This is a genomic window from Demequina litorisediminis (assembly GCF_030161615.1).
GTDB lineage: Bacteria > Actinomycetota > Actinomycetes > Actinomycetales > Demequinaceae > Demequina > Demequina litorisediminis.
On the sequence record NZ_BSUN01000001.1, the window covers coordinates 460,557 to 484,046 of the forward strand.

Here is a 23,490-nt window from a genome sequence, read left to right on the forward strand (position 1 = left end):
CGGCTAGCAAGCGCCTATCGTCATCTACGTAACTTACCGGACGGCTAGGAAGTTCCACAAGGACCTCCCACCGTCACCCACGGCCCACCACGGGCCGCCTGCCGGGCAAGCCATCGCCCACCCGGCACCCCCACGGACAGCGCCGCCCGCATCGGCCACCCGTGCCGGTGCGCGCCCTTCCACGAAAGGTCCCCCATGGACACCACCCCCGATCCCCGCCGCTGGTGGGGACTGGCCGCCATCGGCCTTGCGCAGGCTCATGGTCGTGCTCGACATGACCATCGTCAACATCGCGCTGCCCACCGCGCAGGCCGACCTCGGCATCTCCGACGCCGACCGCCAGTGGGTCATCACCGCCTACACCCTCGCCTTCGGTGGCCTGCTGCTGCTCGGCGGACGCCTGGGCGACGTCATCGGCCGCAAGCGCACCCTCCTGATCGGCCTCATCGGCTTCGCCGGCGCCTCCGCGCTGGGTGGAGTCGCCGAGAACTTCGAGATGCTCATCTCGGCCCGCGCCCTCCAGGGTGTGTTCGCCGCCCTCCTCGCCCCCGCGGCCCTGTCGATGCTCAACGTCACCTTCACCGAGGCCAAGGAGCGCGCCAGGGCACTGGGCATCTACGGCGCCATCGCGGGCGGTGGAGCCGCCATCGGCCTCATCCTCGGCGGAGCCCTCACCCAGTACGTCGACTGGCGCTGGACCCTCATGGTCAACGTGCCGATCGCGATCGTCGCGGTCGTGGGCGCCTCGCTGTTCCTGCATGACCGCAGCAGCGGCGACGTGCGAGTCCGCCTCGACATCCCCGGCGCGGTGCTCGCCTCGACCGGACTCCTCGCGATCGTCTACGGCCTTTCCGAGGCCGAGACGGACGGCTGGAGCTCCGGGATCGTGCTCGGCTCGCTCGCCCTGGGGCTCGTCCTCATGGCTGTGTTTGTCGCGGTCGAGCGCCGCACCCCGCACGCTCTCCTGCCGCTGCACCTGTTGCGCGACCGCAACCGCGTGGGCGCGCTCGCCGCGGTGGGACTGAGCCAGATCGGCATGTTCGGCGTCTTCCTGTTCCTCACGTACTACCTGCAGGGCATCCAGGGCTTCTCCCCCATGAAGACGGGCGTCGCCTTCCTGCCGATGGTCGTGGGCATGATGACCGGATCGGTCGGCATCTCGGCCCGACTCCTCCCCCGCGTGGGTCCGCGCCGCCTGATGATTCCCGGCCTCACCATCGCCGCCGCATCGCTCGCGTTCCTCACGCAGATCGAGGTCGGCTCCTCGTACTGGCTGCACGTGTTCCCCGGCCTCATCTTCCTCGGACTAGGCATGGGCATGACCTTCATGCCGTCAATGGCGACCGCGACCGGCGGGGTGCGCGGCACCGATGCGGGCGTGGTCTCGGCGACGCTCAACACCACCCAGCAGGTGGGAGGCTCGATCGGCATCGCGCTGCTCAACACGGTGGCCGCGAACGCCACCACCCGCTGGATCACCGACAACGGCGGCGTCGACGCGGACCAGGCGCAGGCCGCGGTTCACGGCTTCACCACGGCCATGTGGGTGTCGGTGGGCGCCGTCATTGTCGCCGCCGTCACGGCCGCGCTGCTGGTGCGCTTCCGCCCCGCGCACGAGGTCACCATCACGGAGCCGACACCCGAGGAGCGGGCCGAGGCCGAGGTGGCAGCGGCGCTCCTGTCCGGCGCAGAGGTCCCCGTCGCAGCGACGATGGCCGATGCCTCGGACGATTCCCCGTCCGGCGAGGCAGGCACGCGGTGACGCGTCCCTAGGCTCTCGTCAGTTCTGGCGAGCCGGGCACGCTGCGAAGCGTCCCCGCCAAGCCGCCCCACGATGCCCTCGGAGCCACGCTCCGGGGGCATCGTTGCGTGGGGGATCTGTGCGCGACCCGTCACACAGGGGGCAACTCGATCCACACCGTCTTCTCACGAGTCCACTGGTGGAAGGCGGCGAGAGACTTCTCCGCACCACCGAAGCCCGACGCCTTCCAGCCGCCGAACGGCACCGTCATGTCGCCCTCGCTGTAGGCGCCCACGGAAACGGTGCCCGCCTCAATCGCTCGGGCCACGGCCAGCGCGTCATCGAGACGCAGGGTCCAGACCGTTGCCTGGAGCCCGTACTCGACGGCGTTGGCGAGCCCGATGGCCTCGTCGCGCGTCGAGAAAGACTGCACGGTCGTGACGGGCCCGAAGATCTCCGTCGTGAGGATCGGGTCCGCGGAGTCGACTCCTGCCAGGACCGTCGGTGCGAGGTAACGCCCGCCCGCGAGCACGGCCACTTCACTCCCACCCGCCACGGCAACCGCGCCACGCGAGACGGCCCCGTCGATGGCATCCAGGATGCGCTCGGCCGCGGCATCGTTGATGACGGGCCCCACCTGGGTCGCCGGGTCCGAGGGGTCACCCACCACGAGGGCGGAGGCCGCCGCCGCCAACCGAGATACCACCTCGTCGTACACAGACTCGTGCACCAGCACACGCGAACCGGCGGTGCAATTCTGCCCTGCTGTGAGAAAAGCCGCCTCCGTGATGCCGTCGATCAGCGCGTCCCCCAGGCCGAGCGCGTCCGGCATCACCACATGCGGCGCCTTGCCGCCCATCTCCAGGCTAACGCGCTTGAGGTTGGAGCGAGCCGAGGCCTCGAGGATGGCGCGGCCCGTCGCCGTGGAGCCGGTGAACGACAGCGCGCCGATGCGCGGGTCGGCCGCGAGCGCGGCGCCCGTGGTGGGCCCGTTGCCCGTCGCGACCGTCAGCACGCCGGGAGGAATGCCCGCCTCCTGCGCGAGCGAGGCGACGTGCAGGACGGACCTCGGCGTCGCATCGGCGGGCTTGAGGATGAGGCTGTTGCCCGCGACGAGCGCCGGGCCGATCTTCCACGCCGCCATGGCGAGCGGATAGTTCCACGGCAGGATCGCGGCCACGACGCCGAAGGGCTCGCGCACCGTGTAGGCGAGCACGTCGGGGGCGGTGGCGGGCGACGTACCCGCGAGCCTTGTCCGCGGCCTCGGCGAACCACCGGATCGACTCGATGGCGCCGGGGATGTCGCCCTCGCGCGCCTCGGTGATGGGCTTGCCGGCATCCTGAGAGTCGAGCCGCGCGAGCAGGTCGGCGTCACGCTCCATGAGGTCAGCCAAACGCAACATCGCGGCGGCACGCTCGCGGGGCGCAAGCCCTGCCCACACGCCCGAACGGAACACGCGTTCCGCATCGGCCGTCAGGGCGGCGACCTGCGCCGCCGAGGTCAGCGGGACCGAGCCAAGCACGGTCCCGTCGGCAGGATTGACGACGTCGATGTCCACGCGAGCACAGTAGCGCGCGCCACCGACGCCGACCCCGGCGGCCGCGGTCCTACGCCAGTTGCATGGTGGTCACGCAGGTGGCGTCTTCGGCGTCGTCGGTCGACAACCGCTCGGTGGCGCTCAGCCCGTCCTGGCTGATGGTGACGTCGAGCCTCGGCGTCCCGCGGCAGCCACAGCCCCACGAAGCCATTGTCGAAGGTGGTCATGGCCTCGTCCACGAGGACCTCACCCGTCTCGACGTCCGTCACGGTCACGTCGATGTCCTCGCCCTGCATCTCTCCCGTGCAGGTGGTCAGCGAGTGGAAGTAGCACTCGTGGGTGGTGTCGACATAGGGCGCGAGCGACACATAGAACGCGTCGTCGGGCATCGGCAGGCTCGCCTCGGTACCGTCCGCGTCCGTGAGCAGCAGGCTCGTCGGGACGGATCGAAGCCATCAGGCTCCGCGTCACGGTCGTCGAGCGCGGTCGAGTCGAGGGTGTCGACGACTTCGCGCGCGGTGAGCCCGGCGAGGTCGTGGGCCGCGAGGAGCCTCGTCGGCGGCCGATGCCGTGGTGGCCGACGCGTCGGCGCTCGGCGCCTCGGCGGGATCCGCCGAGCAGGCCGCAAGGGTCAGGGCGAGCACGGCTACCGCCGCACCGTGGCGTGCAAGGGTCCTGCCGGACGGCAGGGAACGTCGAGAAAGCATGGGTGGAGTCCTTTGGGTGGAAGCGAAAATGAGTGAGCGGGGCGCGCTCGACTCACGTCCGGCAGACGCAGAGGGCTTCAGGAGTCAGGGTCCTCGCCCACGCACGGGGAAGGGCGACAGGGGCAACGGCAGGAGCGCTTCGGGTCACCCACGCCACCGCCGGTAGCGGGCGGACGGCGGCCACCAGGGCGATGACCGCCAGTGTCACCAGACACGCGACCATCGCGCCGTCGCTGTGATCGCCGCAGGTGGCGCACGTGGCGCCTTCCTGGCCGCCTGCCATGGCCGACGCTCCCGACCTATCGGCGTGCGGGGCGGCTGCCGCGCCGACGGCATCCTGATGCGTCGCCATGGCGACCACGGGAGAAGCCTCAACGGCATCGGCAGCATGGGCGAGGCCCATGGTGAGTCCGAGACCCATGGCGAGGAGGCCTGCAAGCACCGCCCAGCGCGCCGCGACCCTGGTACGGGCGCGGCCTGCGGAACTGGCCACGATGCTCATCGCGCGTCAGTCTAAGTGGGCGCCGTCATGCCCGGGCCGGGACGATGGACCCGACTCGTCGACCACCACATCCAGCACCGCTTCCTCAACGGCCGGAACCGCGCGGCGTCCGGCCGCGACCACGGCACCCACGCCTGCGACCGTCACGAGCGCGATGCCCACCGCGATCGCCCACGTGAGGCGCTGGTCTAGGAGGACAAGGCCCGCGAGGGCGGCGATCGCCGGCGCGAGCGCCAACAGGATGGCGAAGGTCTCGGCGCGCATCCGGCGCAGCGCAGACAACTCGATGGCGTAGGGAATGGCCGAGGACAGCACCGCGACACCAAGGCCCAGCGCGAGCGCACCAGGCGAGAAGAGCGCGGAGCCGACGACGGCGACCGCGAGCGGGGCGGTAAGGACGGCGCCGACCGTGGTCGCGAGCGCGAGCCCCACCAGCCCGGGAATCCTTGCCCCCGCCCGCTTCGCGGTCAGGATGTAGCCCGCCCACATGACGGCCGCGCCTGCGGCAAACAGCATGCCGACCGGGTCAAGGTCGTGAGCACCGCCGCCGAGCAACACCACGCCTGCAGCCGCCAACGCTGCCCACAGGGCGCCGTTCCAACTGCGGCTCGCCACCACGGACAGCACGAGCGGCCCCAGCACCTCGATCGTCACGGTCACACCGAGCGGGATGCGCTCCAGTGCGAGGTAGAAGAACACGTTCATGCCCGCGAGCGCCACACCGAAGGCCGCCACCGTGGGCCAATGAACGACGGCGCCCTTGCGCAGGCTGCGCAGCGCGAACGGCCACAACACGAGTGCCGAGAACACGAGGCGCATCGCCACCACACCCCACGGCCCCACCTGGGGAAAGAGGTTGACGGCTACGGCGGCTCCCGCCTCCTGGCAGGCGAGGCCGAGGAGCACGAGCAGGGGCATCGCCGCGGGACGAGAAGCGGGGGTCACGGCTCCATCCTCGCGTACACGACGCCGCGGCTCGGCCTACCGGGGCCTATCGACGATGCTGGTGTCTCCCACCACGGCTTCGACGCCGCCGGACGTGATGGCAGCCACCTCGGCACGCGCCGCCTCGACGGCCTCTGGCGCGACCCGCAGCCCGAGTGTCGCCGCGGCGCCATAGACGGGGTCGTCGAGCACCGCACCGTGCGCGTCTGCCCACGTGTGCAAGGAGGCCAGGACGCGGCCCGCATCGGCGTGAGGGACCTCAAGGGTGAGCGACGTCAGCGGTACCCGGTCCACCCAGGACGCCGCGTCCAGCGCCCCGGAGACCGCCGACCCATAGGCGCGCACCAGTCCCCCGCGCCGAGCCTTGACGCCGCCGAACCATCGGCTCACCACGGCCACCACATCGGTGACGTCGCGGTGACGCAGCACCTCAAGCATCGGGACTCCCGCGGTGCCTGCGGGCTCGCCGTCGTCGGAGGACCGCTGGCGCTCACCGTGCGGACCGATGATCAGCGCGACGCAGTGGTGGCGCGCATCCCAGTCGGCCTTGCGAATGGCGGCGACCACGGCATCGGCCGCCTCCAGGGAGGCGACCGGGGTGAGCCGGGTCAGGAAGACCGACCGCTTGATCTCGAGCCGATGCTCGACCGCGGAGGCGATCGTGGACGGCAGGCTCATGCGGTCAGGCTAGGCGCCGCGGCGGGCCTGGTCGACGCCCTTGTTAGCCAGCGCATCGGCCCGCTCATTGCCGGGATCACCCGCGTGCCCCTTGACCCACACCCACTTGATCTCGTGGCGTGCGACCTGCTCGTCGAGCCTCGATCCACAGCCTCCTTGTTCTTGACGGGCTTCTTGTCGCCGGTCTTCCACCCGTTGCGCTTCCAGCCGTGAATCCACTTGGTGACGCCGTTCATGACGTACTGCGAGTCGACGTGAAGCGTGATCTGACACGGCCGCTTCAACAGGCGCAGGCCCTCGATCACGGCGGTCAGTTCCATGCGGTTGTTGGTGGTGTCCTTCTCGCCGCCGAAGATCTCCTTCTCGCGGCCGTTCCAGACCATGAGAGTGCCCCAGCCGCCCACGCCGGGGTTGCCCTTGCAGGCGCCGTCGGTCCACATGTCCACGTGTGCGGGGGCGTCGGAAGTCACGCGAAAACGATAGGCCACAATGGTGGCCATGGCCCGCACGTCCCCCACCGGCACTCCCGCCCTGGCGCTGCTCGAGAAGGAGGGCGTGCACCACGGCGTCCACCCGTACGAGCACGACCCCGCGTCGGAGCCTCTCTTACGGCCTGGAGGCAGCGGCGGCGCTGGGCGTGAATCCGGTGGTGGTCTTCAAGACCCTGTGTTTCCTGGCCGATGGCTCTCTCACCATGGGCATCGTCCCCGTCTCAGGCTCGCTGGACCTCAAGGCGGCCGCCAGGGCCGTGGGCGCCAAGAAGGCCTCGATGGCGGACCCGGCAGCGGCCGAGCGCGCCACCGGCTACGTGGTCGGCGGCATCTCACCGCTCGGTGGCCGCAAGCGACTTCGCGCGGTGCTCGACACCTCGGCCTTCGACCACGACACCATCTACGTCTCCGGCGGACGCCGAGGCCTCGACGTCTCACTCTCCCCCGCCGACCTGGTGCACCTCACCGGCGCCACCACCGCCCCCATCGGGAAGGCCTCATGACCCTCGCCACCACTCCCCTCGGACACGACTACGCGGCGGCGCTGGCCGACGTCAAGGCGCGGGTCCATGTGGCCGAGGCCGCGGCCGGAAGAGCCGGTTCCGGCGTCCAGGTGCTGGTCGCCACCAAGGCGTGGGACGCGCAGGCCGCCGTGGGCGCGGTCGCTGGCGGCGCACGTCTGGTGGGCGAGTCCCGGATGCAGGAACTCGCGGACAAGGGCGAGGCGCTGAGGGACGCGGGGGCCGTGGTGCACGTCATCGGGCAGCCTGCAACGCAACAAGGCCGCCATCGCCGTCGAGTACGCGGCGTGCGTGCAGACCATCGACTCGCTGAAGCTCGCCGAGCGCCTCTCGCGCCTGTGCCTCGAAGCCGGACGCGATCTCCAGGTGATGATTCAGGTCAACGTCTCTGGCGAGGACTCGAAGGCCGGCGTGGAGCCTGATCAGGCCCTGGACCTGGCGGCGGCGGTGCAGGCGCTGCCCGCGCTCGAGGTGGTGGGGTTCATGACCATCGGATTGAACTCGCCGGTGGAGGCGGACGTGAGGGCCGGCTACCGGATGCTGCGCGAGATCCGCGATCAGGCGCTGATCTCCTCGGAGCGCGGCGCCGCCGACCTTTCGACCGCGTGGCACTTGTCGATGGGGATGTCGGGCGATCTCGAGTGGGCGATTGCCGAGGGCGCGACCATGGTGCGCGTGGGGACGGCAGTCATGGGCTCGCGCACGGCCCTCTAGCACCCTCTCGCGAGCAACGTCAGCACTCATCACGCCTTGACACGTGGCCGCATGTCAAGCATCCTTGACACGTCAAGGTCGCTTGTCACCACGAGGAGTCCGATGCGCAACGACGTCCGCGAGCGCCGCGAAGCGAAGGGCCTGTCCCAGGCGGCACTGGGCGACGCCCTCGGGGTGTCGCGCCAAACCGTCAACTCGATCGAGAAGGGTCGCTACGACCCGTCGCTTCCGCTCGCCTTCGCGATCGCCGCCTTCTTCGCCACCACCATCGAGGAGATCTTCCATGTCGCCTGACGCCAAGCCTGCACCCCTCATCGCCAAGATCGCGGGCGCTACCGCAGCGGTTGCGGCCGTCACCGCCATCGCCCTCGTCGCGTACGCGACCGGGAACGACTCGATCGGCAAGGGAGCAATCTTCGGCGGAGCCATCACTCTGGCGGCGATCGTGGTGCTGTGGGCCGTGGGCTCGCGCCGCGGGCTCGCCTCCCGCACCGCCAACGGCCTGGCCGATGAACGCGACGACCGCATCCTGACCCACGCCTTTGCACACTCGGCCTTTGCCATGGGAGCCGCAGCGATCGCCAGCCTCATCGCGTCGTTCTACGGACTGCCGGCGGCAGGTGTCGCGGGCATCGTCCTGTGGGCAGGCCTCGTAACGTTCATCGTCTCGGCCGCGATCCAGGGGCGACGGGGCTAGGGGCCCTCGGGGCATCGGCCACACTCCCTGTCGCCACACGCCTGTCCGCAACACGGGACAATGGTCGCGATGACTGCCGCCGACCCCACCCTCCTCAGCCGCCTTCCCGCCACCGCGCGAGACGAGGCACCCGACCCCGACGCTGTCTACGAGGCCTTCGCTACCTGGGCGGCCGACCAGCACCTCGCGCTCTACCCGCACCAGGACGAGGCGATCATGGAGATCGTCTCCGGCTCCCACGTCATCCTCGCGACCCCCACGGGCTCGGGGAAGTCGCTCGTCGCGGCGGGCGCTCACTTCGCCGCCCTCGCCGCGCAGCGGGCGGGCACGGGCGGTCGCACCTTCTACACCGCGCCCCTGAAGGCCCTGGTATCGGAGAAATTCTTCGCCCTGATCGACATGTTCGGCTCCGCAAATGTGGGCCTCATGACCGGCGATTCCGCGGTCAATGCCGACGCCCCCATCATCTGCTGCACCGCGGAGATCCTCGCGAACCTCGCGCTCAGGGACGGCGCCGCCACCGACGCGGCCTTGGTGGTCATGGACGAGTTCCATTTCTACGCGGATCCCCAGCGCGGCTGGGCGTGGCAGGTGCCGCTCCTTGAGCCTTCCCGACACGCAGTTCGTGCTCATGTCTGCCACGCTCGGCGACACGGCGTGGCTGGTCGATGACCTGACCTCGCGCAGTGACAGGTCGGTCGCCGAGGTCACCACGCTCGAGCGCCCCGTGCCGCTGACGTTCGACTACATGGTCGAGCCTCTGCCCGAGGTGGTCGAGCGCGTGGTGCAGACCGGGAAGGCTCCCGTCTACATCGTCCACTTCACCCAGAAGGAAGCCGTCGAGCGCGCCCAGGCCCTCCTCAGCATGCAGGTCGCCTCGAAGGAGGAGCGGGTACGGATCGCCGATGCGCTGGACGGCATCCGCTTCGGCACGGGCTTTGGCAAGACGCTGTCAAAGTTCCTGCGTGCGGGCATCGGCGTGCACCACGCTGGGATGCTGCCCAAGTACCGCCGCATCGTGGAACGGCTCACCCAGCAGGGCCTGCTGAAGGTCATCTGCGGCACGGACACGCTCGGCGTGGGCATCAACGTGCCGATCAGGACCGTGCTCCTGACGTCGCTGGTGAAGTACGACGGCGAGCGGATGCGCCATCTGACGGCACGCGAGTTTCATCAGATCGCGGGTCGCGCCGGGCGCGCGGGCTTCGACACCGAGGGCGACGTCATCGTGATGGCACCCGAGCACGTGATCGAGAACCGTGGCTCCTCGAGAAGGCGGGCGAAGACCCGAAGAAGCGCAAGAAGATCGTGCGCAAGAAGGCACCCGCCGGCTCCGTGAACTGGACCGATGCCACGTTCGAGCGCCTGCGCGACGCTCCCCCGGAGCCGCTGACCAGCCGCTTTGTGGTGACGCACGCGATGGTGCTCAACGTCCTCGCGCGCGGCCAGGAAAACGCCGCGCTCGGGCGCGAGGCGCAGGACCCCGTGCTCGCCATGCGCGATCTGCTCGCCGCCATTCATGAAACCGAGGCGCAGCGCTCGGCGCACGTGCGTCAGGCTCTCAGGATCTACCGCTCGCTCAGGATTGCCGGCGTGGTCGAGCACGTGCGCGTGCCCGATGCGAGCCACCCGCGCGGGCAGCGCCCGTCCGTGCGCCTCACGGTCGATGTCCCGCGCAACTTCGCGCTGAACCAGCCGCTGTCGCCCTTCGCCCTCGCGGCCATGGATCTGCTCAATGTGGAGGCGCCGGATCACGCGCTCGACGTGGTGTCGGTCATCGAGGCGACGCTCGCCGACCCCCGCCAGGTGCTCGTAGCACAGCAGTACCAGGCACGCGGCGAGGCCGTGGCCGCAATGAAGGCCGACGGGATCGAGTACGACGCGCGCGTCGAGCTCCTGGAGGAGGTCACGTGGCCGCGGCCCCTCGCCGACCTCCTGGAGCCCGCCTTCATCACATACCGGCGCGCGAACCCCTGGGTGCTCGACGCGGAGCCTCTCACCCAAGTCCGTGGTGCGCGACATGCTCGAGAAGGCGATGTCCTTCGGTGACCTGGTGTCCGCCTACGGCTTGGAGCGCACCGAGGGCGTGGTGTTGCGCTACCTCGCGGAGGCATACCGCGCGCTGCGCCAAACGGTTCCCGAGGAGCACCGTACCGACGAGGTGGTGTCCATCACCGAGTGGCTCGGCGACGTGGTGCGCGCCACCGATTCGTCACTGCTCGATGAATGGGAACGCCTCATGAATCCCGATGCCGCGGTGGCCGATGACGTGGACCCCGCCTCGGCGGTGGGTGCCTTCGCGCCTGCGGGCCCCGCGAAGCCGATGACGGGCAACCCTCGCGCGCTGCGTCGCCTGGTGCAGGGCGCGATGTTCCGTCGCGTGGAGTTGGCGGCGCGCGAAGACTACGCCGCGCTCGGCACCCTCGACGGCGCCTCCGGCTGGAGCGCCGACGCCTGGCGCGACGCCCTCGATCCGCTGTTCGTGGCGCAGGGAGACGACGCGATCCGCATCGGCCCCGACGCCCGCTCGGCGGCTCTCATCACCTTCGTGGAGCCCGGCGGTGACCACGGCGAGGGACGTGCGCAGGCGGCGCTCGCCGCGTCACCGGACGGGTCCCTGCCGGAGGGCAGTTGGCTGGTGCGTCAGGTGATCGACGACCTGGATGGAGACCGCGACTGGGCCATCACGGCGCTCGTGAACCTCGACGCGTCGGACGAGGCGGGAGCGCCAGTCATCGAGCCTGCTCCACGTGGGCCCGCAGTAGCCCGCGTCGGCACGCCGAAATCTCCTTTTCGGACCGTCTACCAGGGGGTTTAGGGACGCGCAAGAAAGGCTTGCCTTGCTGGCGGGCGCCCCAGTCCTCCCCTAATCTGGCGGCATGGCCGCCCGCGATCCCCACGACATCGACGAGGAATCCGTCTCACGTCGCCTCAATGCGCTCCGCGCCGCCGTGCTCGGCGCCAACGACGGGGTCGTGTCGGTGGCAGGACTTGTGATCGGCGTGGCGGCGGCGACGCCCGACAACCACGGCGCGATCCTCGCCGCAGGCGTCGCCGGCCTCACCGCGGGCGCCCTGTCGATGGGCGTGGGCGAGTACGTCTCGGTCTCGTCGCAGTCCGATGCGGAGAAGTCGCAACTACGCCGCGAGCACCGCTGGCATCAGGTCCGTCCCGACTGGGAACTCGAGCAGGCTTGTCGAGCCTCAACATGGAGACCGGCATGAGCCGCGAGACGGCGCAGAGAGCCGCGGAGGAGCAGACGGCGCACGATCCCGTCTCGATTCACGCCCGCATGCACCTCGGCATCGACCCCGACGAGATCACGAATCCGTGGCATGCCGCCTGGGCGTCGCTTCTCGCGTTCACCAGCGGCGGTCTGCTGCCCCTGCTGACCGTGCTGCTGGTGCCCACCACGATGCAGATCCCGGCCACGTACGTTGCGGTGGTCGCCGCGCTGGCCGTCACCGGCTACGTCGCCGCCCGCTGGGCCCACTCCCCGCGGCGCAGGTCGGTGATCCGCAACGTCATCGGCGGCTCGCTGGCGATGGGAATCACCTACGTCATCGGCTCACTGGTCGGCGTCGCGGTCCACTAGCCGCGCGTGGGCTCCTACGGGACGAGCCCGATCCATTCGGGGGTCGAGAACTTCGACTCCACGAGGGCGTGCGCCTCGGCGATCTCGTCGGGGGTGACGGCCCCCGCGTGAGTCGAGTAGCGGCCCGCGAAGTGTGCGAGGAACGCGTCGATGATCGCCTCGCGCGCCATGCCGGTCTGGCTGCGTAGCGGGTCCACTCGCTTGTTGGCGCTCTTGGTGCCCTTGTCGGACATCTTCTCGCGGCCGATGCGCAGGGTCTCCATCATCGCGTCGGCGTCGATGTCATACGCCATCGTGACGTGGTGGAGGACGGCGCCCGAGGCGTAGCGCTTCTGAGCCGCTCCGGCGATCTTGCCCGCATCGGAGGCAATGTCATTGAGCGGCACGTAGCGGGCCTTGATGCCCACGTCGGCGAGGGCGCCCAGGACCCAGTCGTCCAGGAACGCGTAGGACTGCTCGAAGCTCAGCCCTTCGACAAGCGAGGGCGGCACGGACAGCGAGTAGGTGATGGTGTTGCCGGGCTCGATGAACATCGCGCCGCCGCCGGAGACGCGACGGGTCACGGTGATGCCGTGCTTGGCGGCGCCCTCGGGGTCCACCTCGTTCTTGAGCGACTGGAAGGAGCCGATCACCACGGCGGAGGAGGCCCACTCCCAGATGCGTAGCGTGGGGCCGCGCTTGCCGTCGGCGACGGCGCGCGAGATCACGTCGTCGAGCGCCATCTGCAGGTGCGGCTCGCGGGGCTCGTCGTGCAGCACCTCGAAGGTGTGGTCATGCCAGCCGGTGGCGTGGCCCAGGGCGCGACGCACCGCGATCGCGACCGCCTCGGGGGTGAAACCCACAAAATGCGCGTCGGGCCCGGCGGCGCGCTGGACCGCTGCCGCGAGGTCGGCGACGGATGCGGCCGCGGGCATCCCGGTCAGCGCGAGGCGGATCTCGTGGATCGCCTCCGCCGGCTCAAGGAAGAAGTCGCCGGAGATGACGACCTTCGAAAGGGTGTCGCCGTCCGCCTCGACGTCGGCGATGACGAGCTTGCCGCCAGGAACCTTGTACTCACCGTGCATGGTTCCATTCTCTCCCGTTTTGCGCAGGGCCGATGCCGCGGCTCAGCGCCGCTCGACGCCTTCCTTGATGAGCCCGTACACGAGCGAGTCCACCATGGCTTCCCAGGCGGCCTCGATCACGTTGGGGCCGACGCCGACGGTGCGCCGCCTACGCCCCGTCTCGCGGTGCACGGTGGTGATGAGGACGCGCGTGATGGCGTCGGTGCCGTGGCTCGCGTCCATGATGCGGACCTTGAAGTCGGTGAGCCTCGAAGGCCTCGATCTCCGGGTAGGCCGCCTTGAGTGAGGTGCGCAGGGCGTGGTCGAGGGCATTGACGGGGCCGTTGCCCTCGCCGACGGCGACATGGCGCTCTCCCCCGGCGTGGAGCCTTGATGACGGCCTCGGCGTCGGCATCGGTGGGGTCCCCTGGCTTGGAGGAGACGCGCACGCGCCAGGTCTCGACGTCCCAGTAGACGTTGTCCTCGCCCAGTTCGGACCGCAGCAGGAGTTCGAAGGAGGCATCCGCGGCGTCGAACGTGTAGCCGGCGGCCTCCGCGTGCTTGACGCGGTCGGTGACGCGACCGAGCAACTCTCCCTGGCCCTCGAGGTCGAAGCCGAGGCTCCTTGCCCTTCAGTTCGATGGACGCACGGCCGGCCATGTCGGACACGAGCATCCGTAGGCCGTTGCCCACGTGCTCGGGCTCAGTGTGCTGGTAGAGATCGGGGTCGACGCGGATGGCGCTGGCGTGAAGGCCCGCCTTGTGGGCGAAGGCGCTGGCCCCGACGTAGGGCTGGCGGGCGAAGGGGGCGATGTTGGTGATCTCGGAGATCGCATGTGCGATCCGGGTTGCCTCGGTGAGGCCGCCGCCCTTGAGGACGGTGAGCCCCTTCTTCAGTTCGAGGTTCGCCACCACGGAGATGATGTCCGCGTTACCGGTGCGTTCGCCGTAACCGTTGATGCAGCCCTGCACGTGGGTCGCTCCGGCGGCGACGGCGGCCATCGAGTTGGCGACGGCGCAGCCGGAGTCGTTGTGGGCGTGCATGCCGAGCGGGAGGTCAACGCGGGCGCGCACGGCGGCGACGATCTCGGTGACGTCCTCGGGGAGCATGCCGCCGTTGGTGTCGCACAGGCACAGGGTGTCGGCGCCGCCGTTGGCTGCCGCCAGGAGGGCACGGATCGTGTATTCGGGGTCGAAGCGGTAGCCGTCGAAGAAGTGCTCGGCGTCCATGATGACGCGACGACCTTCGCCGGTGAGGAAGGCGAAGGTCTCCTCGATCATGGCGAGGTTCTCGTCGGGGCTGACGCGCAGGGCGCGCTCGGCGTGGCGGATGTCTGACTTGCACACGAGGGTGATGATGGGCGCCTCGGAGTCGAGGAGGGCGCGCACCTGGGGGTCGGAACCGGCGGTGGTGCCCGCCTTGCGGGTCATGCCGAAGGCCGCGAGTTGGGCGTTGCGGAAGGTCAGTTCCTTGGCGGCGAGTCCGAAAAACTCCGTGTCCTTGGGGACGGCGCCGGGCCATCCGCCCTCGATGACGCCGACGCCGAGCCTCGTCCAGGAGGGGCGCGATCGCCATCTTGTCGGCGACCGAGAGGTTCATGCCCTCCTGCTGGGCGCCGTCGCGGAGCGTCGTGTCGTAGACCTCCACAGTGAGATCCGTCATCGTGTGCCTCCTGGCCTGTCGTGTCACACCGTGTCGCCTCGGCGGTCACCATCCCCACAAAAAAAGCCTCCCAGGGTCGGGAGGCTGCGCGTCGGGGAGGGTATCGCCGACGCGCTACGGAATGATCGTCGTGGTGTGCATCGCGGTCAGTATTGCACAGGCGTCAAGACCTGCCAGCGCCCATCGGGACCGAGTTCCCTCCCGCATCAGGCAAGACCTCTCCCCCGTCCCTTCTCGCCTGCTGAGGCTCATAGTGCGCGCGTCCACCGATGCGGGGAGTCCTCGCCGGGTCAATGCTGGCCGGCGGGATGAACCACACATGCTGCTCGCGGATCTCGATCTCCCAGCCAGCCCCGTGAATCCGATGGTGGCAGGCTCACGCACAGGAGCACCGCGTTCGCAATGTCGGTCGGGCCGCCCCGCTTCCACCATCGAATGTGATGGGCCTCGCAGAAGCTCGGTGGCGCGTGGCACCACGAGCATCCGCCGTCCCGCTCCACCAGGGCAAGCCTTGACCTCGGTGGAGAACAGCCTGTCCCTGGATCCCACATCGAGCGGCGTGCTGGGCCCGCCCATGATCATGGGAAGCACCTCAGCGTCGACAGCCATGCGCCGCATGGTGCCGATCGAGACGTCGGAGTCAATCCCGTCGACCTTCGCGCACCCGAGTCCGCTACGCAGATCCTCCACGTCCCCGCGTACCACGATGGTGGTCGTCACACCCGTTGGCACTTCCTGGCACCCCAGCGCGTGCCGCGCGTAGGCGGAGAGCGCGTCGGCCTGGATCTGGCCAGGTGTGCGGTCGTCGTCGGTGTAGTCGAGCCCTGTCTTGCCCTTCTTGACGGCGTTGTCGCGGCGCGACCGCATCACCCTTTTCACGGCGGCCTGCAAGAGGGTGACGATGGGCGCCGCGGTGGACACGTCGAGCCGCGCATGAATTCCCACGGATCCGTCTGCCTCATCCTTGATCTGGACGTACCGGTTCTCGAAGGCGACCTGGTCGCGCAGTTCGATGTCCGCGGGCCTGTGCCGCGCCTCTTCTGACAGCAGCATCCGCTTCACGTCGCGCATGCTCAGCGAGCGCGCCTTCGTCACGATCCGCTCTTCGAGTTCGCCCAGCCGCTCGTGAGCCACTTTGCCGATGCGCTCGAGCGTGCGCGTGATCGCGGCAGCCGCCTCCATGGAGACAGCCCCCGACTTCACAGCCCGTGCGAGCATCGGGAACCGTGGACCCTGCGGGGCGTCGCCTTCACCACCGCGGCCGGGCTCGGCCGGCCGCACGGCCACCACATCGGCAACCGCCAGAATCCGCTGCGCCTCGCTCTCCGACGTCCCCAGCGCACCAGCCAGCATCTTTCCGGCAGACGCAAAACCGCGCTGTCTGGCGACCCCAGCGAGGCCGTCAGCAGGATCGGATCGCCGCGCCAACTCGCCCGCGACCTCGCCCAGTGCCACCTCGGCCATCCTGCGCACCTGCACCAGCGCGGCCTGCGGCTCGACCAGCCGCGCGGAGGGGGTCGACGCCAAGTCGTCCCCCTCGAACGCACGCGCCAGCGCGATGCGCTGGTCGAGTTGTGCAGTCGAGAAGGTCATGACACCAGCATGCCGAGTACCACTGACATTCCTGGTAAACAGGCACTTCCTGGGGACAACACCCCGCCCCACCATGGCCTGGGGACGAGACGAGCCAGCGACTCAAACCAGCAAAGCCACCCACCCAGGACCAAGGTCCCAGACAACTCTGCCGGGCCTCCCAGTCGCCTCTGAGACAGCCCAACGACGCTAGTGATCAACCTCGCAAGACCCCCCACAAGAAAGGCAGGCACGACATGTCCCGCGTCCCCGAGCCCGACCAGACCCCCGACGGCCCCGCCTACGAGGGCCGCCTCCTCGACCACCCCGACGAGCCCGTCGTCGACCAGGGCGCCTCATTCGACATCCGCACGGCGATCTCGCGTCGCAGCGTGGTGGGCCTCGTCGGCGCTGGCGTTGGCGTTGCCGCCCTCGCGGCGTGCTCCACCGGCTCCGCGAGTTCCACGTCGTCCAGCGTGGCCGCCACCACCGACACCACGACGGACACGGGCACCGCCACGGACGACTCTGCTGCATCGTCCACGTCCGAGGGCGAAATCCCTGACGAGACCGCGGGCCCCTACCCCGGCGACGGTTCTAACGGCCCCGACGTGCTCGAGGAGTCGGGCGTCGAGCGTTCGGACCTCACCACCTCCATCGACGGCACCGAGGCGGTGGCGGGCGTGCCCTCACCTTCGCCATGACCATCTACGACATGGTGAACGACAACGCCCCGATGGCAGGCGCGGCCGTGTACGCGTGGCACTGCGACGCTCAGGGCAACTACTCGATGTACTCGGACGGCGTCGAGGACGAGACGTGGCTGCGCGGCGTCCAGGTCACGGACGATTCGGGAGTGGTCGAGTTCACGTCGATCGTGCCGGGTTGCTACTCGGGCCGGTGGACTCACATCCACTTCGAGGTCTATCCCGACCTCGACTCGATCACGGACTCGACCAACGCCATCGCCACCTCGCAGATGGCGTTCCCGCAGGACGTCCTCGACTCGGTGTACGAGCTCGACGACTACGACGGCTCCGCCGAAAATTTGTCGCAGATCACGCTGGAGACGGACAACATCTTCTCCGACGACAACGCCGAACTCCAGATGGTCACCATCTCCGGCGACACCGACGCGGGCTACATCGCCTCGCTCGACGTGTACGTCGACACGTCCACCGAGCCCTCCTCGGGCGGCACCGCGCCCACGGACGGCGGCGGCGAGATGCCTTCAGGCGACATGCCGTCAGGCGACATGCCGTCAGGCGACATGCCCGAACCCCAGACCAGCGCATCGGCCTCCTGACCGGCGCTCCCCACCCCTAGGAGAACCTCATGTTGCAGAACCTCACCGGATGGCACGCCATCCTCATCCTCGTCGTCGTCCTCCTCGTCTTCGGCGCCTCCAAACTTCCGGCGCTGGCCAAGAGCGTGGGCCAGTCCGTCAAGATCCTGAAGGACGAGGTGGCCGACGATCGTCGTGATGGCACGGCACAGTCGGCCGATGCCACCGCCGCCCCGTCCCAGACGGCACCCGCCGTGGTGGTCGCCACCGCATCGGCCCCCGCGACCGCCGCCACCTATGAGGAGCGCGCGACCTCATGACCACCGCCACCGCCGCACGTGCCTCCATGCCGCTTGCCGACCACCTGCGGGAAGCCCGCAACCGCGGAATGCGTGCGGCGGTGGCGTTCGTGGTCGCCGGGCTCGTGGGCTACGCCCTTGCCGACCCGATCCTCGACGTGCTGCGCGAGCCCATCCTCGCGATCGCCGAGTCGCGCAATGCCAGCCTCAACTACGACTCCGTGACGGGCGCGTTCGACCTTCGGCTCAGGATCGCCCTGTTCGCCGGCGTCATCCTGTCCAGTCCCGTCTGGCTGTACCAACTCTTCGCCTTCATCGCCCCCGGGATGACGCGGCGCGAAAAGCGTTACACGTTCGGGTTCGTGGCCGCCGCGGTGCCGCTGTTCGTCGCGGGCTGTGCGATGGGATTCTGGATCTTCCCGCACATGGTCGAGCCTGTTGACGTCCTTTGCGTCCAGCGAGGACAGCACCATCCTCCAGGCGTCGTATTACGTGGACTTCGTGACGCGGATGATCCTGGCGGTGGGCTGTGTCTTCGTGCTCCCCGTGCTGATCGTGGTGCTGAACTTCCTCGGGCTCCTGCCGGCCCGCACCATCCTCGAACGCTGGCGTGTCTCGGTGATCGCGATCGTGGTGTTCTCTGGCCTGGTCACGCCCGCCGCGGACGTGCTCTCGATGTTCGTGGTCGCGGGCGCCATGACGGCGCTGTTCTTTGCCGCGTGGGTGGTCGCAGCGGTCCACGACCGCAGGATCGCTCGCCGCGAGCACGCGCCGCTCACGTCGTCCCGCTGACTCCACCCGCTGATCCCGAAAGGAGGCCGCCCATGCTCGGCCTGTCGATGGACAAGGTGTTCCTGATCCTGGTGCTCGCCGCCATGGTCATCGGCCCCACCCGCCTGCCCGAGGCCGCGCGCCAGGTGGGCGCGTGGACTCGCAGAATGCGCGATGCGCTCGACTCGGCCCGCGAGCGCGTCGAGACCGAAAGCGGCGTCACCCTCACCCGCGAGGAGTGGGAGCGACTCGACCCGCGCCGCTACGACCCTCGCACCATCATTCGCGACGCCCTCTCGTCGCCCGTGAGCACTGCCCAGGCGGCCGATGCCGGAGTCACCACCGCGGCGGCCGCACCCGCCGTGGTGGCCATCAGCGTGGGCGCCGCGGCGAGCACGGACGCTGCGGCCGGTAGGAAGACTGAGGCCGGCCTCGAGGCTGAGGAGACCACGGACGCATCGCTCGAGTCTGTGGCGGCCGACGAACCCTCGCCCCCGTCGCCACGCCGCCAAAAGTGGGTGGTCGTCGGAGGCACGTCAGGCCACCCCATCCGTCGCCTGGTGGACATCGACGAGGAGCCCGCGACGGCATCGGCCACCTGACCCCCGCGTTTCTTGGCGCCGATGCGTATGACCAGGTGAGAGCATCGGCACCACGCGTTTCGGGGGATCAATGACCAGCACAGGAGCACCACAGTGACGCGGCAGCGCTCACCACGACCGTGGGCCGTCGCCGTCGACGCGCTCCTTCGCGAACGCGGTCCGGCACTGTTCGGTTACGCGGTCGCGCTGACCGGTGACCGACACAGCGCGGAGGATCTCCTGCAGGACGCGCTGGTGCGGACCTTCCGCCGCGGCCGCGGCGACGTCACGCTCAACGAGGCGCATGCCTTCGTCAAGCGAGCGATGCAGTCCGCCGCCATCGACGGCCACCGTCGAGCGGCGGCACGACCCGTCATTGCCGGAGCCGACATGCCCGAGTCCGCCACAGCCGACCACGCCGACACCGTGGCCGACCGCACCGTGCTGGCCGCCGCGCTGTCCATCCTGAGCCCTCGCGAACGCGCGTGCGTGGTGATGCGCTACGTCGACGGCCTCAGCGCCGTCGCCATCGCGGAAGAGACGGGACTCGCCGCGGGAACGGTCCGCAAGTACCTCTCTGACGCCGTAGCAAAACTCCAGACGCACCACGCCGAGCCTCGGCCTCGACGTGTCCGATGCCGTCACCGGTGGCGGACACCACATTCACGTCGCCACGAAGGGAGCAGCACGATGAGCGAGGAGCCTGGGCCGGGGCATCTCGGCATGGATCGCGCAGGAAGCGCAGCACTTCGACGGCACGCGCCTCGCCCAGGACCACGGGATCGCGGTCAGCGCCGTGGGACGTGCGCGCCGTCGCCGCCACGCGGGCATCGCCGCGACCTCGGTGGCCTCCGTCGCGGTGGTCGCCGCCGCAGTCATGACGCCCCTCCTGGCCGGGCCGTCGCCCTTGCCTGTCGCCCCGGCCACCACGTCACCGTCCGCATCGCCCTCCCCCGCTGCGTCCGCTCCCACGGCGACCAGCCCTGAACCCTCAGCGACTCCCGACCACACGCCGAGCACGGCCACCACCAAGGCCACGCCCCTGCTCGACGCCGCGTCACTCCTCACGGACGCCCTGCCTCGCACGCAGGACGACCCGGTGGAACGTGAGGATGCCCAGGCCGCCCTTGGGTGCGCCTGGGACGAGGGAGACGATCCGCGCAGGCTTGCCCTCGGGAGGCGTGGTCGTCGACGAATGCCCGGCGGTATGGGTCTCGGACTCCCCCTGATCTTCGTCGAGACGTACTTGAGCAGGGACGATGAGGGCCCCGCTATCGTGGTCGGCTGGGACATCATGAACCTCACCGACGAGCCGCTCGTGATCGACGACGAGTCCATCGCCGTCCTGCTCGAGGTCCCGCCGGGCGAGCGCGGCGCCACGGACCCCGAAGTCGCGGGGCTCACCCTCGCCGCCGATGACCTGTGGTTCACCTCGTCCGACCGTGCCACGGTGCAGAGCCTCCGATGCGCGCGACTACACCCTGGCACCGGGCGCAAGCCTTCAGGGCGAGACGAGGCTTACCGAGTTCATTGGCGCCACTATGGGCAATTCGTCGCTGACCCGGGCGTTGGCGGGCGACCCGTTCACCGTCGCGCTCCAGGTACGCGTGCCCGGCGCAGGCGAGGGACGCGACCTCATCCTTGAGGACCTCGACCCCGCCACGTACACGCTGACTCCCTGACCCTCCGCCCGGTGCCGCTATTGGAGGGCGCGAAGCCGCGCGCGGCGTGCCCTCCAATCCGGCAGGTGCTCATCCATGAGCGCGTAGAACCCTGGGCCATGGTTCTGGTGGAAGAGGTGTGCGAGGCTCATGAACCAGCACGTACTCGAGCGCCTCGCTCCCCCGCCGCGCCAGGCTCGACGTTCAGGTTGATTTTGTGAAGGCGGGCGTTGCAGGAGCCCCACCGCGTCGACATCACCTTGATGGAGACGCGAGGCTCCTTCGCCACGCCGAGCCGCTCACACCACTGCGGCATGAGGTCCGCGAGCGCCGCCTGCATCTCCGCCCAGTGACGTTCAAACTGCGCCGAATCGCGCTCGATGCGCGGCGGCAGTTCCGCGGCCGCCGCGCGGCGTCGGGCAATCCACCGGGCCTTGGACGCGACAAACTCGTCGATGCGCACCTGCGGCGTGCCCGTCGGAGCCGAGACCACGAGCGTTCCGTCTCCCTGCACGCGCAGGATGATGTTGCGCTGGCGGCGCCGGAACGTGACCGCGTAGGCCAGGGTGTCGTCGTTCATGATGCGCCCAGGCTAAGCGGCGTCCACGCTCCGCAGCACCATCGCATCGGCCGTCTGGGGAAAAACTCGCCGCGCACCCCAACCTGGGGACCACGCGATGCGTTCGTGCCAGCATGAACATCGGGAGGCACCCATGAGCCGCTGGAAGGACACCCTCGACGCACTGATGCACGAGCGGGCAGCCGCGCTGTTCGGCTACGCCTACGTCCTCACGGGCGACGCTGACACCGCCGAGGACCTTCTCCAAGACGCGCTGGTGCGCACCTTTCGCGTGAACCGCCGCTCCGGCACCGTCAACGAGGCACATGCGTACGTGAAGCGCGCCATCTCGACCGCCTTCATCGATGGGCACCGGCGCACCGAGGCGCGGCCCCAGCGTCATGCCCACGATGCGGGGGACTTCGCCGGGGCATCCGCCACGACCCCTGACCATGCGCCGGCGGCGGACGCCCACCTGGACCTCCACGCCGCGATCCTGACTTTGCCGCCGCGCGAACGTGCCTGCGTGGTGTTGCGGTATCTCGACGACATGCCCATTGCGGCCGTCGCCGCCGAGCTCGGCCTCGCCGACGGCTCCGTCAAGCGCTACCTGTCGGACGGCGTCGCCCGCCTGCGACCCCTGGTCTCCACTCTCGACTTCCCCACAGACAGCCCCGACACGGTCCCCGTGCGCACCCGAGGAGGCACCCGATGAGCACCGCCCGCGAACAGTTTGCCGCCATCGCCCGCGACGGCGCGGCCCAGTTCTCCGCGACCGATCTCGCCCACAACTACGCCGGCGTCACGCGCCGCGTCCGCCGCGACCGGGGCGTGCGTGCGGGCGTCACCACTTTGGCCGGCGTGGGGGTGGTGGGCGCTGGCACCTTCGGTGTCCTTCAGTTGCGCGGGGCCGATGCGACGGTGCTGCCCGCCACACCGTCGCCTTCTGTGACGGAGTCGGTGTCGCCGTCGCCGAGCCCGCAGGCGTCCGATGAGAGCCTTCACCGTGGAACCCGGGTCACGCACAGAAGACGTGATCGCGAACCTTGCGCGCGAGCACCGCGTATCAGTCGTCGAAGCGACGAGCGCGGTCATTGCGGCTTTGCCCGAAGAAGCCGTCGGCGACCCCGAAGGCTGGCTACCGGGCCATTGGAGCCGTGGCTGGGACGCCCAGGGTGATCCCGCACCACTCGAACTAGACGTCGAGCGCATGGTCTCGGTGCACCAGAACCTCCTTGAGGCCGACAACGTGCCCCGGGACAAGTGGCAAGAAGTCTTGACGATCGCCTCCATCGTGGAGGCCGAATCCGTGCTTCCGTCGAAGATGCCCGACATTTCCGCCGTCATCTACAACAGACTCGACGCGGACATGATGCTGCAAGTCGAGTCACCTCTCGCCTACTACCTACGTGCGGACGAGCGGGCAATCTCTGACGACGGATGGGCCGTCGACACGCCGTACAACACGTTCATGTACGAGGGCCTTCCACCCACACCCGTTGGCGTGCCCTCCACCGAGGCTATCCGCGCTGCGATCTATCCGACCGACCAGGACTGGCTGTACTTCGCGACGGACCCGAACACCGGTGAGGTGCTCTTCGCGAGCACCTTCCACGAGCACCAGGCTCAACCTGGTGGACCTTGGGCTCATCGAGGAGGGCGACGTCCTTCCGGAGGAGTGACGCCTCAACCGTTCGCGCTAAAGGACCTGACGCATCCAGCCGAAGCGGTCCTCGGCGCGGCCGTACTGCACGTCGGTCAGCGTCTCGCGCAGCCATGCAGTCAGGGCACCGGGGCCGCCGTCGCCGACGATCACGTCGAAGTCGGGAGCCACGAGTCGCGCGATGGGCGTGATCACCGCGGCGGTGCCGCACGCGAAGGCCTCGACCACAGAACCGTCATCGATCCCGGCACGCAACTCGGCAAG

General features: G+C 69.5%; 27 protein-coding genes and 7 pseudogenes. 18 read left to right on the forward strand and 16 right to left on the reverse strand.

Features of this window, described 5'->3' with window-relative positions; genetic code table 11:
* Positions 1 to 33: 33 nt before the first annotated feature.
* On the reverse strand, positions 34 to 276 hold the full coding sequence (locus QQK48_RS02820) for a hypothetical protein (protein WP_284327411.1): 243 nt from the start codon (positions 274 to 276) through the stop codon (positions 34 to 36).
* On the opposite strand from QQK48_RS02820, the gene QQK48_RS02825 reads away from it, so the two are divergent.
* Positions 260 to 1,762 carry an MFS transporter gene (locus tag QQK48_RS02825; protein WP_431308278.1) on the forward strand — a complete coding sequence of 501 codons (1,503 nt, stop codon included), beginning with the start codon at positions 260 to 262 and terminating at the stop codon, positions 1,760 to 1,762. The genes QQK48_RS02820 and QQK48_RS02825 overlap by 17 nt on opposite strands.
* 130 nt (positions 1,763 to 1,892) lie before the next feature.
* On the opposite strand, the gene QQK48_RS02830 is transcribed toward QQK48_RS02825, so the two are convergent.
* The 9 genes and pseudogenes from QQK48_RS02830 to QQK48_RS21100 form a co-directional block, all read right to left on the reverse strand.
* Positions 1,893 to 2,957 (reverse strand): aldehyde dehydrogenase family protein, encoded by a 1,065-nt coding sequence (locus QQK48_RS02830; protein WP_284327412.1) that lies wholly within the window; start codon positions 2,955 to 2,957, stop codon positions 1,893 to 1,895.
* A gap of 70 nt (positions 2,958 to 3,027) precedes the next feature.
* Positions 3,028 to 3,300, reverse strand: a pseudogene (locus QQK48_RS21090) (aldehyde dehydrogenase family protein); the annotation flags it as partial.
* Positions 3,243 to 3,668 (reverse strand): CueP family metal-binding protein, encoded by a 426-nt coding sequence (locus tag QQK48_RS02835; RefSeq protein ID WP_284327413.1) that lies wholly within the window; start codon positions 3,666 to 3,668, stop codon positions 3,243 to 3,245. The gene QQK48_RS02835 and the pseudogene QQK48_RS21090, both read right to left, overlap by 58 nt.
* Before the next feature lie 78 nt (positions 3,669 to 3,746).
* A complete protein-coding gene (locus QQK48_RS02840) occupies positions 3,747 to 3,986 on the reverse strand; it encodes a hypothetical protein (RefSeq protein WP_284327414.1) in 240 nt (79 codons plus the stop codon).
* Between the two features lie 52 nt (positions 3,987 to 4,038).
* Positions 4,039 to 4,488 carry a hypothetical protein gene (locus tag QQK48_RS02845; RefSeq protein ID WP_284327415.1) on the reverse strand — a complete coding sequence of 150 codons (450 nt, stop codon included), beginning with the start codon at positions 4,486 to 4,488 and terminating at the stop codon, positions 4,039 to 4,041.
* A gap of 6 nt (positions 4,489 to 4,494) precedes the next feature.
* Positions 4,495 to 5,433 (reverse strand): EamA family transporter, encoded by a 939-nt coding sequence (locus QQK48_RS02850; RefSeq protein WP_348523409.1) that lies wholly within the window; start codon positions 5,431 to 5,433, stop codon positions 4,495 to 4,497.
* 36 nt (positions 5,434 to 5,469) lie between these two features.
* Positions 5,470 to 6,111 carry an IMPACT family protein gene (locus QQK48_RS02855; RefSeq protein WP_284327416.1) on the reverse strand — a complete coding sequence of 214 codons (642 nt, stop codon included), beginning with the start codon at positions 6,109 to 6,111 and terminating at the stop codon, positions 5,470 to 5,472.
* Between the two features lie 9 nt (positions 6,112 to 6,120).
* Positions 6,121 to 6,384 carry an RNase H family protein gene (locus QQK48_RS21095; RefSeq protein WP_431308393.1) on the reverse strand — a complete coding sequence of 88 codons (264 nt, stop codon included), beginning with the start codon at positions 6,382 to 6,384 and terminating at the stop codon, positions 6,121 to 6,123.
* A pseudogene (locus QQK48_RS21100) lies at positions 6,315 to 6,611 on the reverse strand (RNase H family protein); the annotation flags it as partial. The gene QQK48_RS21095 and the pseudogene QQK48_RS21100, both read right to left, overlap by 70 nt.
* Between QQK48_RS21100 and ybaK the strand changes: the two are divergent.
* From ybaK to QQK48_RS18880, 7 genes and pseudogenes are all read left to right on the forward strand, one after another.
* Positions 6,610 to 7,105, forward strand: a pseudogene (gene ybaK / locus QQK48_RS02865) (Cys-tRNA(Pro) deacylase). The pseudogenes QQK48_RS21100 and ybaK overlap by 2 nt on opposite strands.
* 285 nt (positions 7,106 to 7,390) lie before the next feature.
* The gene (locus QQK48_RS18870; protein WP_348523739.1) at positions 7,391 to 7,837 is read left to right on the forward strand and encodes a YggS family pyridoxal phosphate-dependent enzyme; all 447 of its coding nucleotides are present in this window, start codon (positions 7,391 to 7,393) and stop codon (positions 7,835 to 7,837) included.
* A 102-nt stretch (positions 7,838 to 7,939) separates the two neighbouring features.
* Positions 7,940 to 8,131, forward strand: a complete 192-nt coding sequence (locus tag QQK48_RS02875; protein WP_284329286.1) for a helix-turn-helix transcriptional regulator — start codon at positions 7,940 to 7,942, stop codon at positions 8,129 to 8,131.
* Positions 8,121 to 8,534, forward strand: a complete 414-nt coding sequence (locus QQK48_RS02880; protein WP_284327417.1) for a hypothetical protein — start codon at positions 8,121 to 8,123, stop codon at positions 8,532 to 8,534. Before QQK48_RS02875 ends, QQK48_RS02880 begins: the two co-directional genes overlap by 11 nt.
* Before the next feature lie 60 nt (positions 8,535 to 8,594).
* A pseudogene (locus QQK48_RS02885) lies at positions 8,595 to 11,352 on the forward strand (DEAD/DEAH box helicase).
* 61 nt (positions 11,353 to 11,413) lie between these two features.
* On the forward strand, positions 11,414 to 11,758 hold the full coding sequence (locus QQK48_RS18875) for a VIT1/CCC1 transporter family protein (RefSeq protein ID WP_348523410.1): 345 nt from the start codon (positions 11,414 to 11,416) through the stop codon (positions 11,756 to 11,758).
* Positions 11,755 to 12,129, forward strand: a complete 375-nt coding sequence (locus tag QQK48_RS18880) for a VIT1/CCC1 transporter family protein (RefSeq protein WP_348523411.1) — start codon at positions 11,755 to 11,757, stop codon at positions 12,127 to 12,129. The genes QQK48_RS18875 and QQK48_RS18880 overlap by 4 nt, the downstream gene beginning before the upstream one ends.
* A 14-nt stretch (positions 12,130 to 12,143) precedes the next feature.
* On the opposite strand, the gene lplAB is transcribed toward QQK48_RS18880, so the two are convergent.
* The 3 genes and pseudogenes from lplAB to QQK48_RS02905 all read right to left on the reverse strand — a co-directional run bounded on the left by lplAB (position 12,144) and on the right by QQK48_RS02905 (position 16,428).
* Positions 12,144 to 13,193 carry a lipoate-protein ligase LplAB gene (lplAB, locus tag QQK48_RS02895; RefSeq protein WP_284327418.1) on the reverse strand — a complete coding sequence of 350 codons (1,050 nt, stop codon included), beginning with the start codon at positions 13,191 to 13,193 and terminating at the stop codon, positions 12,144 to 12,146.
* 42 nt (positions 13,194 to 13,235) lie between these two features.
* Positions 13,236 to 14,835, reverse strand: a pseudogene (gene cimA / locus QQK48_RS02900) (citramalate synthase).
* A gap of 114 nt (positions 14,836 to 14,949) precedes the next feature.
* Positions 14,950 to 16,428, reverse strand: a complete 1,479-nt coding sequence (locus tag QQK48_RS02905; RefSeq protein ID WP_284327419.1) for a DUF222 domain-containing protein — start codon at positions 16,426 to 16,428, stop codon at positions 14,950 to 14,952.
* Positions 16,429 to 16,664: 236 nt separating this feature from the next.
* Here QQK48_RS02905 and QQK48_RS18885 point away from each other — a divergent pair, with 236 nt between their 5' ends.
* From QQK48_RS18885 to QQK48_RS02940, 8 genes and pseudogenes are all read left to right on the forward strand, one after another.
* Positions 16,665 to 17,111, forward strand: a complete 447-nt coding sequence (locus QQK48_RS18885) for a hypothetical protein (RefSeq protein ID WP_348523412.1) — start codon at positions 16,665 to 16,667, stop codon at positions 17,109 to 17,111.
* Positions 17,108 to 17,713 carry a dioxygenase family protein gene (locus QQK48_RS18890; protein ID WP_348523413.1) on the forward strand — a complete coding sequence of 202 codons (606 nt, stop codon included), beginning with the start codon at positions 17,108 to 17,110 and terminating at the stop codon, positions 17,711 to 17,713. Before QQK48_RS18885 ends, QQK48_RS18890 begins: the two co-directional genes overlap by 4 nt.
* A 29-nt stretch (positions 17,714 to 17,742) precedes the next feature.
* Positions 17,743 to 18,012: a twin-arginine translocase TatA/TatE family subunit gene (gene tatA / locus QQK48_RS02915; RefSeq protein WP_284327420.1), complete on the forward strand. Its 270-nt coding sequence runs from the start codon at positions 17,743 to 17,745 to the stop codon at positions 18,010 to 18,012.
* 68 nt (positions 18,013 to 18,080) lie between these two features.
* A pseudogene (locus QQK48_RS02920) lies at positions 18,081 to 18,365 on the forward strand (twin-arginine translocase subunit TatC); the annotation flags it as partial.
* A gap of 127 nt (positions 18,366 to 18,492) precedes the next feature.
* Entirely contained in the window at positions 18,493 to 18,783 is a 291-nt protein-coding gene (locus QQK48_RS02925; RefSeq protein WP_348523740.1) for a twin-arginine translocase subunit TatC, read from the forward strand.
* Between the two features lie 47 nt (positions 18,784 to 18,830).
* Positions 18,831 to 19,364, forward strand: coding sequence for a Sec-independent protein translocase subunit TatA/TatB (locus QQK48_RS02930; RefSeq protein WP_284329288.1), 534 nt, complete (start codon positions 18,831 to 18,833; stop codon positions 19,362 to 19,364).
* A gap of 93 nt (positions 19,365 to 19,457) precedes the next feature.
* On the forward strand, positions 19,458 to 20,330 hold the full coding sequence (locus tag QQK48_RS02935) for an RNA polymerase sigma factor (protein ID WP_284327421.1): 873 nt from the start codon (positions 19,458 to 19,460) through the stop codon (positions 20,328 to 20,330).
* Positions 20,331 to 20,442: 112 nt separating this feature from the next.
* Complete coding sequence (locus QQK48_RS02940; protein WP_284327422.1) at positions 20,443 to 20,988, forward strand: hypothetical protein; 546 nt, start codon at positions 20,443 to 20,445, stop codon at positions 20,986 to 20,988.
* Positions 20,989 to 21,042: 54 nt separating this feature from the next.
* Here the strand turns inward: QQK48_RS02940 and QQK48_RS21105 are convergent, their stop codons facing one another.
* On the reverse strand, positions 21,043 to 21,156 hold the full coding sequence (locus QQK48_RS21105) for a YgjP-like metallopeptidase domain-containing protein (protein ID WP_431308279.1): 114 nt from the start codon (positions 21,154 to 21,156) through the stop codon (positions 21,043 to 21,045).
* Entirely contained in the window at positions 21,153 to 21,584 is a 432-nt protein-coding gene (locus tag QQK48_RS02945; RefSeq protein ID WP_284327423.1) for a YgjP-like metallopeptidase domain-containing protein, read from the reverse strand. The genes QQK48_RS21105 and QQK48_RS02945 overlap by 4 nt, the downstream gene beginning before the upstream one ends.
* 133 nt (positions 21,585 to 21,717) lie before the next feature.
* On the opposite strand from QQK48_RS02945, the gene QQK48_RS02950 reads away from it, so the two are divergent.
* Together QQK48_RS02950 and QQK48_RS21110 are read left to right on the forward strand one after the other, a co-directional pair.
* Positions 21,718 to 22,278, forward strand: coding sequence for an RNA polymerase sigma factor (locus QQK48_RS02950; RefSeq protein WP_284327424.1), 561 nt, complete (start codon positions 21,718 to 21,720; stop codon positions 22,276 to 22,278).
* A gap of 276 nt (positions 22,279 to 22,554) precedes the next feature.
* Positions 22,555 to 23,130: pseudogene (locus QQK48_RS21110) on the forward strand (endolytic transglycosylase MltG); the annotation flags it as partial.
* Positions 23,131 to 23,262: 132 nt separating this feature from the next.
* Here QQK48_RS21110 and QQK48_RS18895 read toward each other — a convergent pair.
* Complete coding sequence (locus QQK48_RS18895) at positions 23,263 to 23,481, reverse strand: hypothetical protein (protein WP_348523414.1); 219 nt, start codon at positions 23,479 to 23,481, stop codon at positions 23,263 to 23,265.
* Positions 23,482 to 23,490 lie beyond the last annotated feature (9 nt).

Coding starts and splice junctions, on each gene's coding strand:
- QQK48_RS02905 (WP_284327419.1), bottom strand. CDS start 16,428: ATGACCTTCTCGACTGCACAACTCGACCAGCGCATCGCGCTGGCGCGT.
- QQK48_RS18880 (WP_348523411.1), top strand. CDS start 11,755: ATGAGCCGCGAGACGGCGCAGAGAGCCGCGGAGGAGCAGACGGCGCAC.
- QQK48_RS02945 (WP_284327423.1), bottom strand. CDS start 21,584: ATGAACGACGACACCCTGGCCTACGCGGTCACGTTCCGGCGCCGCCAG.
- QQK48_RS02835 (WP_284327413.1), bottom strand. CDS start 3,668: ATGCCCGACGACGCGTTCTATGTGTCGCTCGCGCCCTATGTCGACACC.
- QQK48_RS02820 (WP_284327411.1), bottom strand. CDS start 276: ATGTCGAGCACGACCATGAGCCTGCGCAAGGCCGATGGCGGCCAGTCC.
- lplAB (WP_284327418.1), bottom strand. CDS start 13,193: ATGCACGGTGAGTACAAGGTTCCTGGCGGCAAGCTCGTCATCGCCGAC.
- QQK48_RS02845 (WP_284327415.1), bottom strand. CDS start 4,488: ATGAGCATCGTGGCCAGTTCCGCAGGCCGCGCCCGTACCAGGGTCGCG.
- QQK48_RS02930 (WP_284329288.1), top strand. CDS start 18,831: ATGGACAAGGTGTTCCTGATCCTGGTGCTCGCCGCCATGGTCATCGGC.
- QQK48_RS02950 (WP_284327424.1), top strand. CDS start 21,718: ATGAGCCGCTGGAAGGACACCCTCGACGCACTGATGCACGAGCGGGCA.
- QQK48_RS18890 (WP_348523413.1), top strand. CDS start 17,108: ATGACCATCTACGACATGGTGAACGACAACGCCCCGATGGCAGGCGCG.
- QQK48_RS02875 (WP_284329286.1), top strand. CDS start 7,940: ATGCGCAACGACGTCCGCGAGCGCCGCGAAGCGAAGGGCCTGTCCCAG.
- QQK48_RS02880 (WP_284327417.1), top strand. CDS start 8,121: ATGTCGCCTGACGCCAAGCCTGCACCCCTCATCGCCAAGATCGCGGGC.
- QQK48_RS02840 (WP_284327414.1), bottom strand. CDS start 3,986: ATGCTTTCTCGACGTTCCCTGCCGTCCGGCAGGACCCTTGCACGCCAC.
- QQK48_RS21105 (WP_431308279.1), bottom strand. CDS start 21,156: ATGAGCCTCGCACACCTCTTCCACCAGAACCATGGCCCAGGGTTCTAC.
- QQK48_RS18875 (WP_348523410.1), top strand. CDS start 11,414: ATGGCCGCCCGCGATCCCCACGACATCGACGAGGAATCCGTCTCACGT.
- QQK48_RS18885 (WP_348523412.1), top strand. CDS start 16,665: ATGTCCCGCGTCCCCGAGCCCGACCAGACCCCCGACGGCCCCGCCTAC.
- QQK48_RS02855 (WP_284327416.1), bottom strand. CDS start 6,111: ATGAGCCTGCCGTCCACGATCGCCTCCGCGGTCGAGCATCGGCTCGAG.
- QQK48_RS02825 (WP_431308278.1), top strand. CDS start 260: ATGGTCGTGCTCGACATGACCATCGTCAACATCGCGCTGCCCACCGCG.
- tatA (WP_284327420.1), top strand. CDS start 17,743: ATGTTGCAGAACCTCACCGGATGGCACGCCATCCTCATCCTCGTCGTC.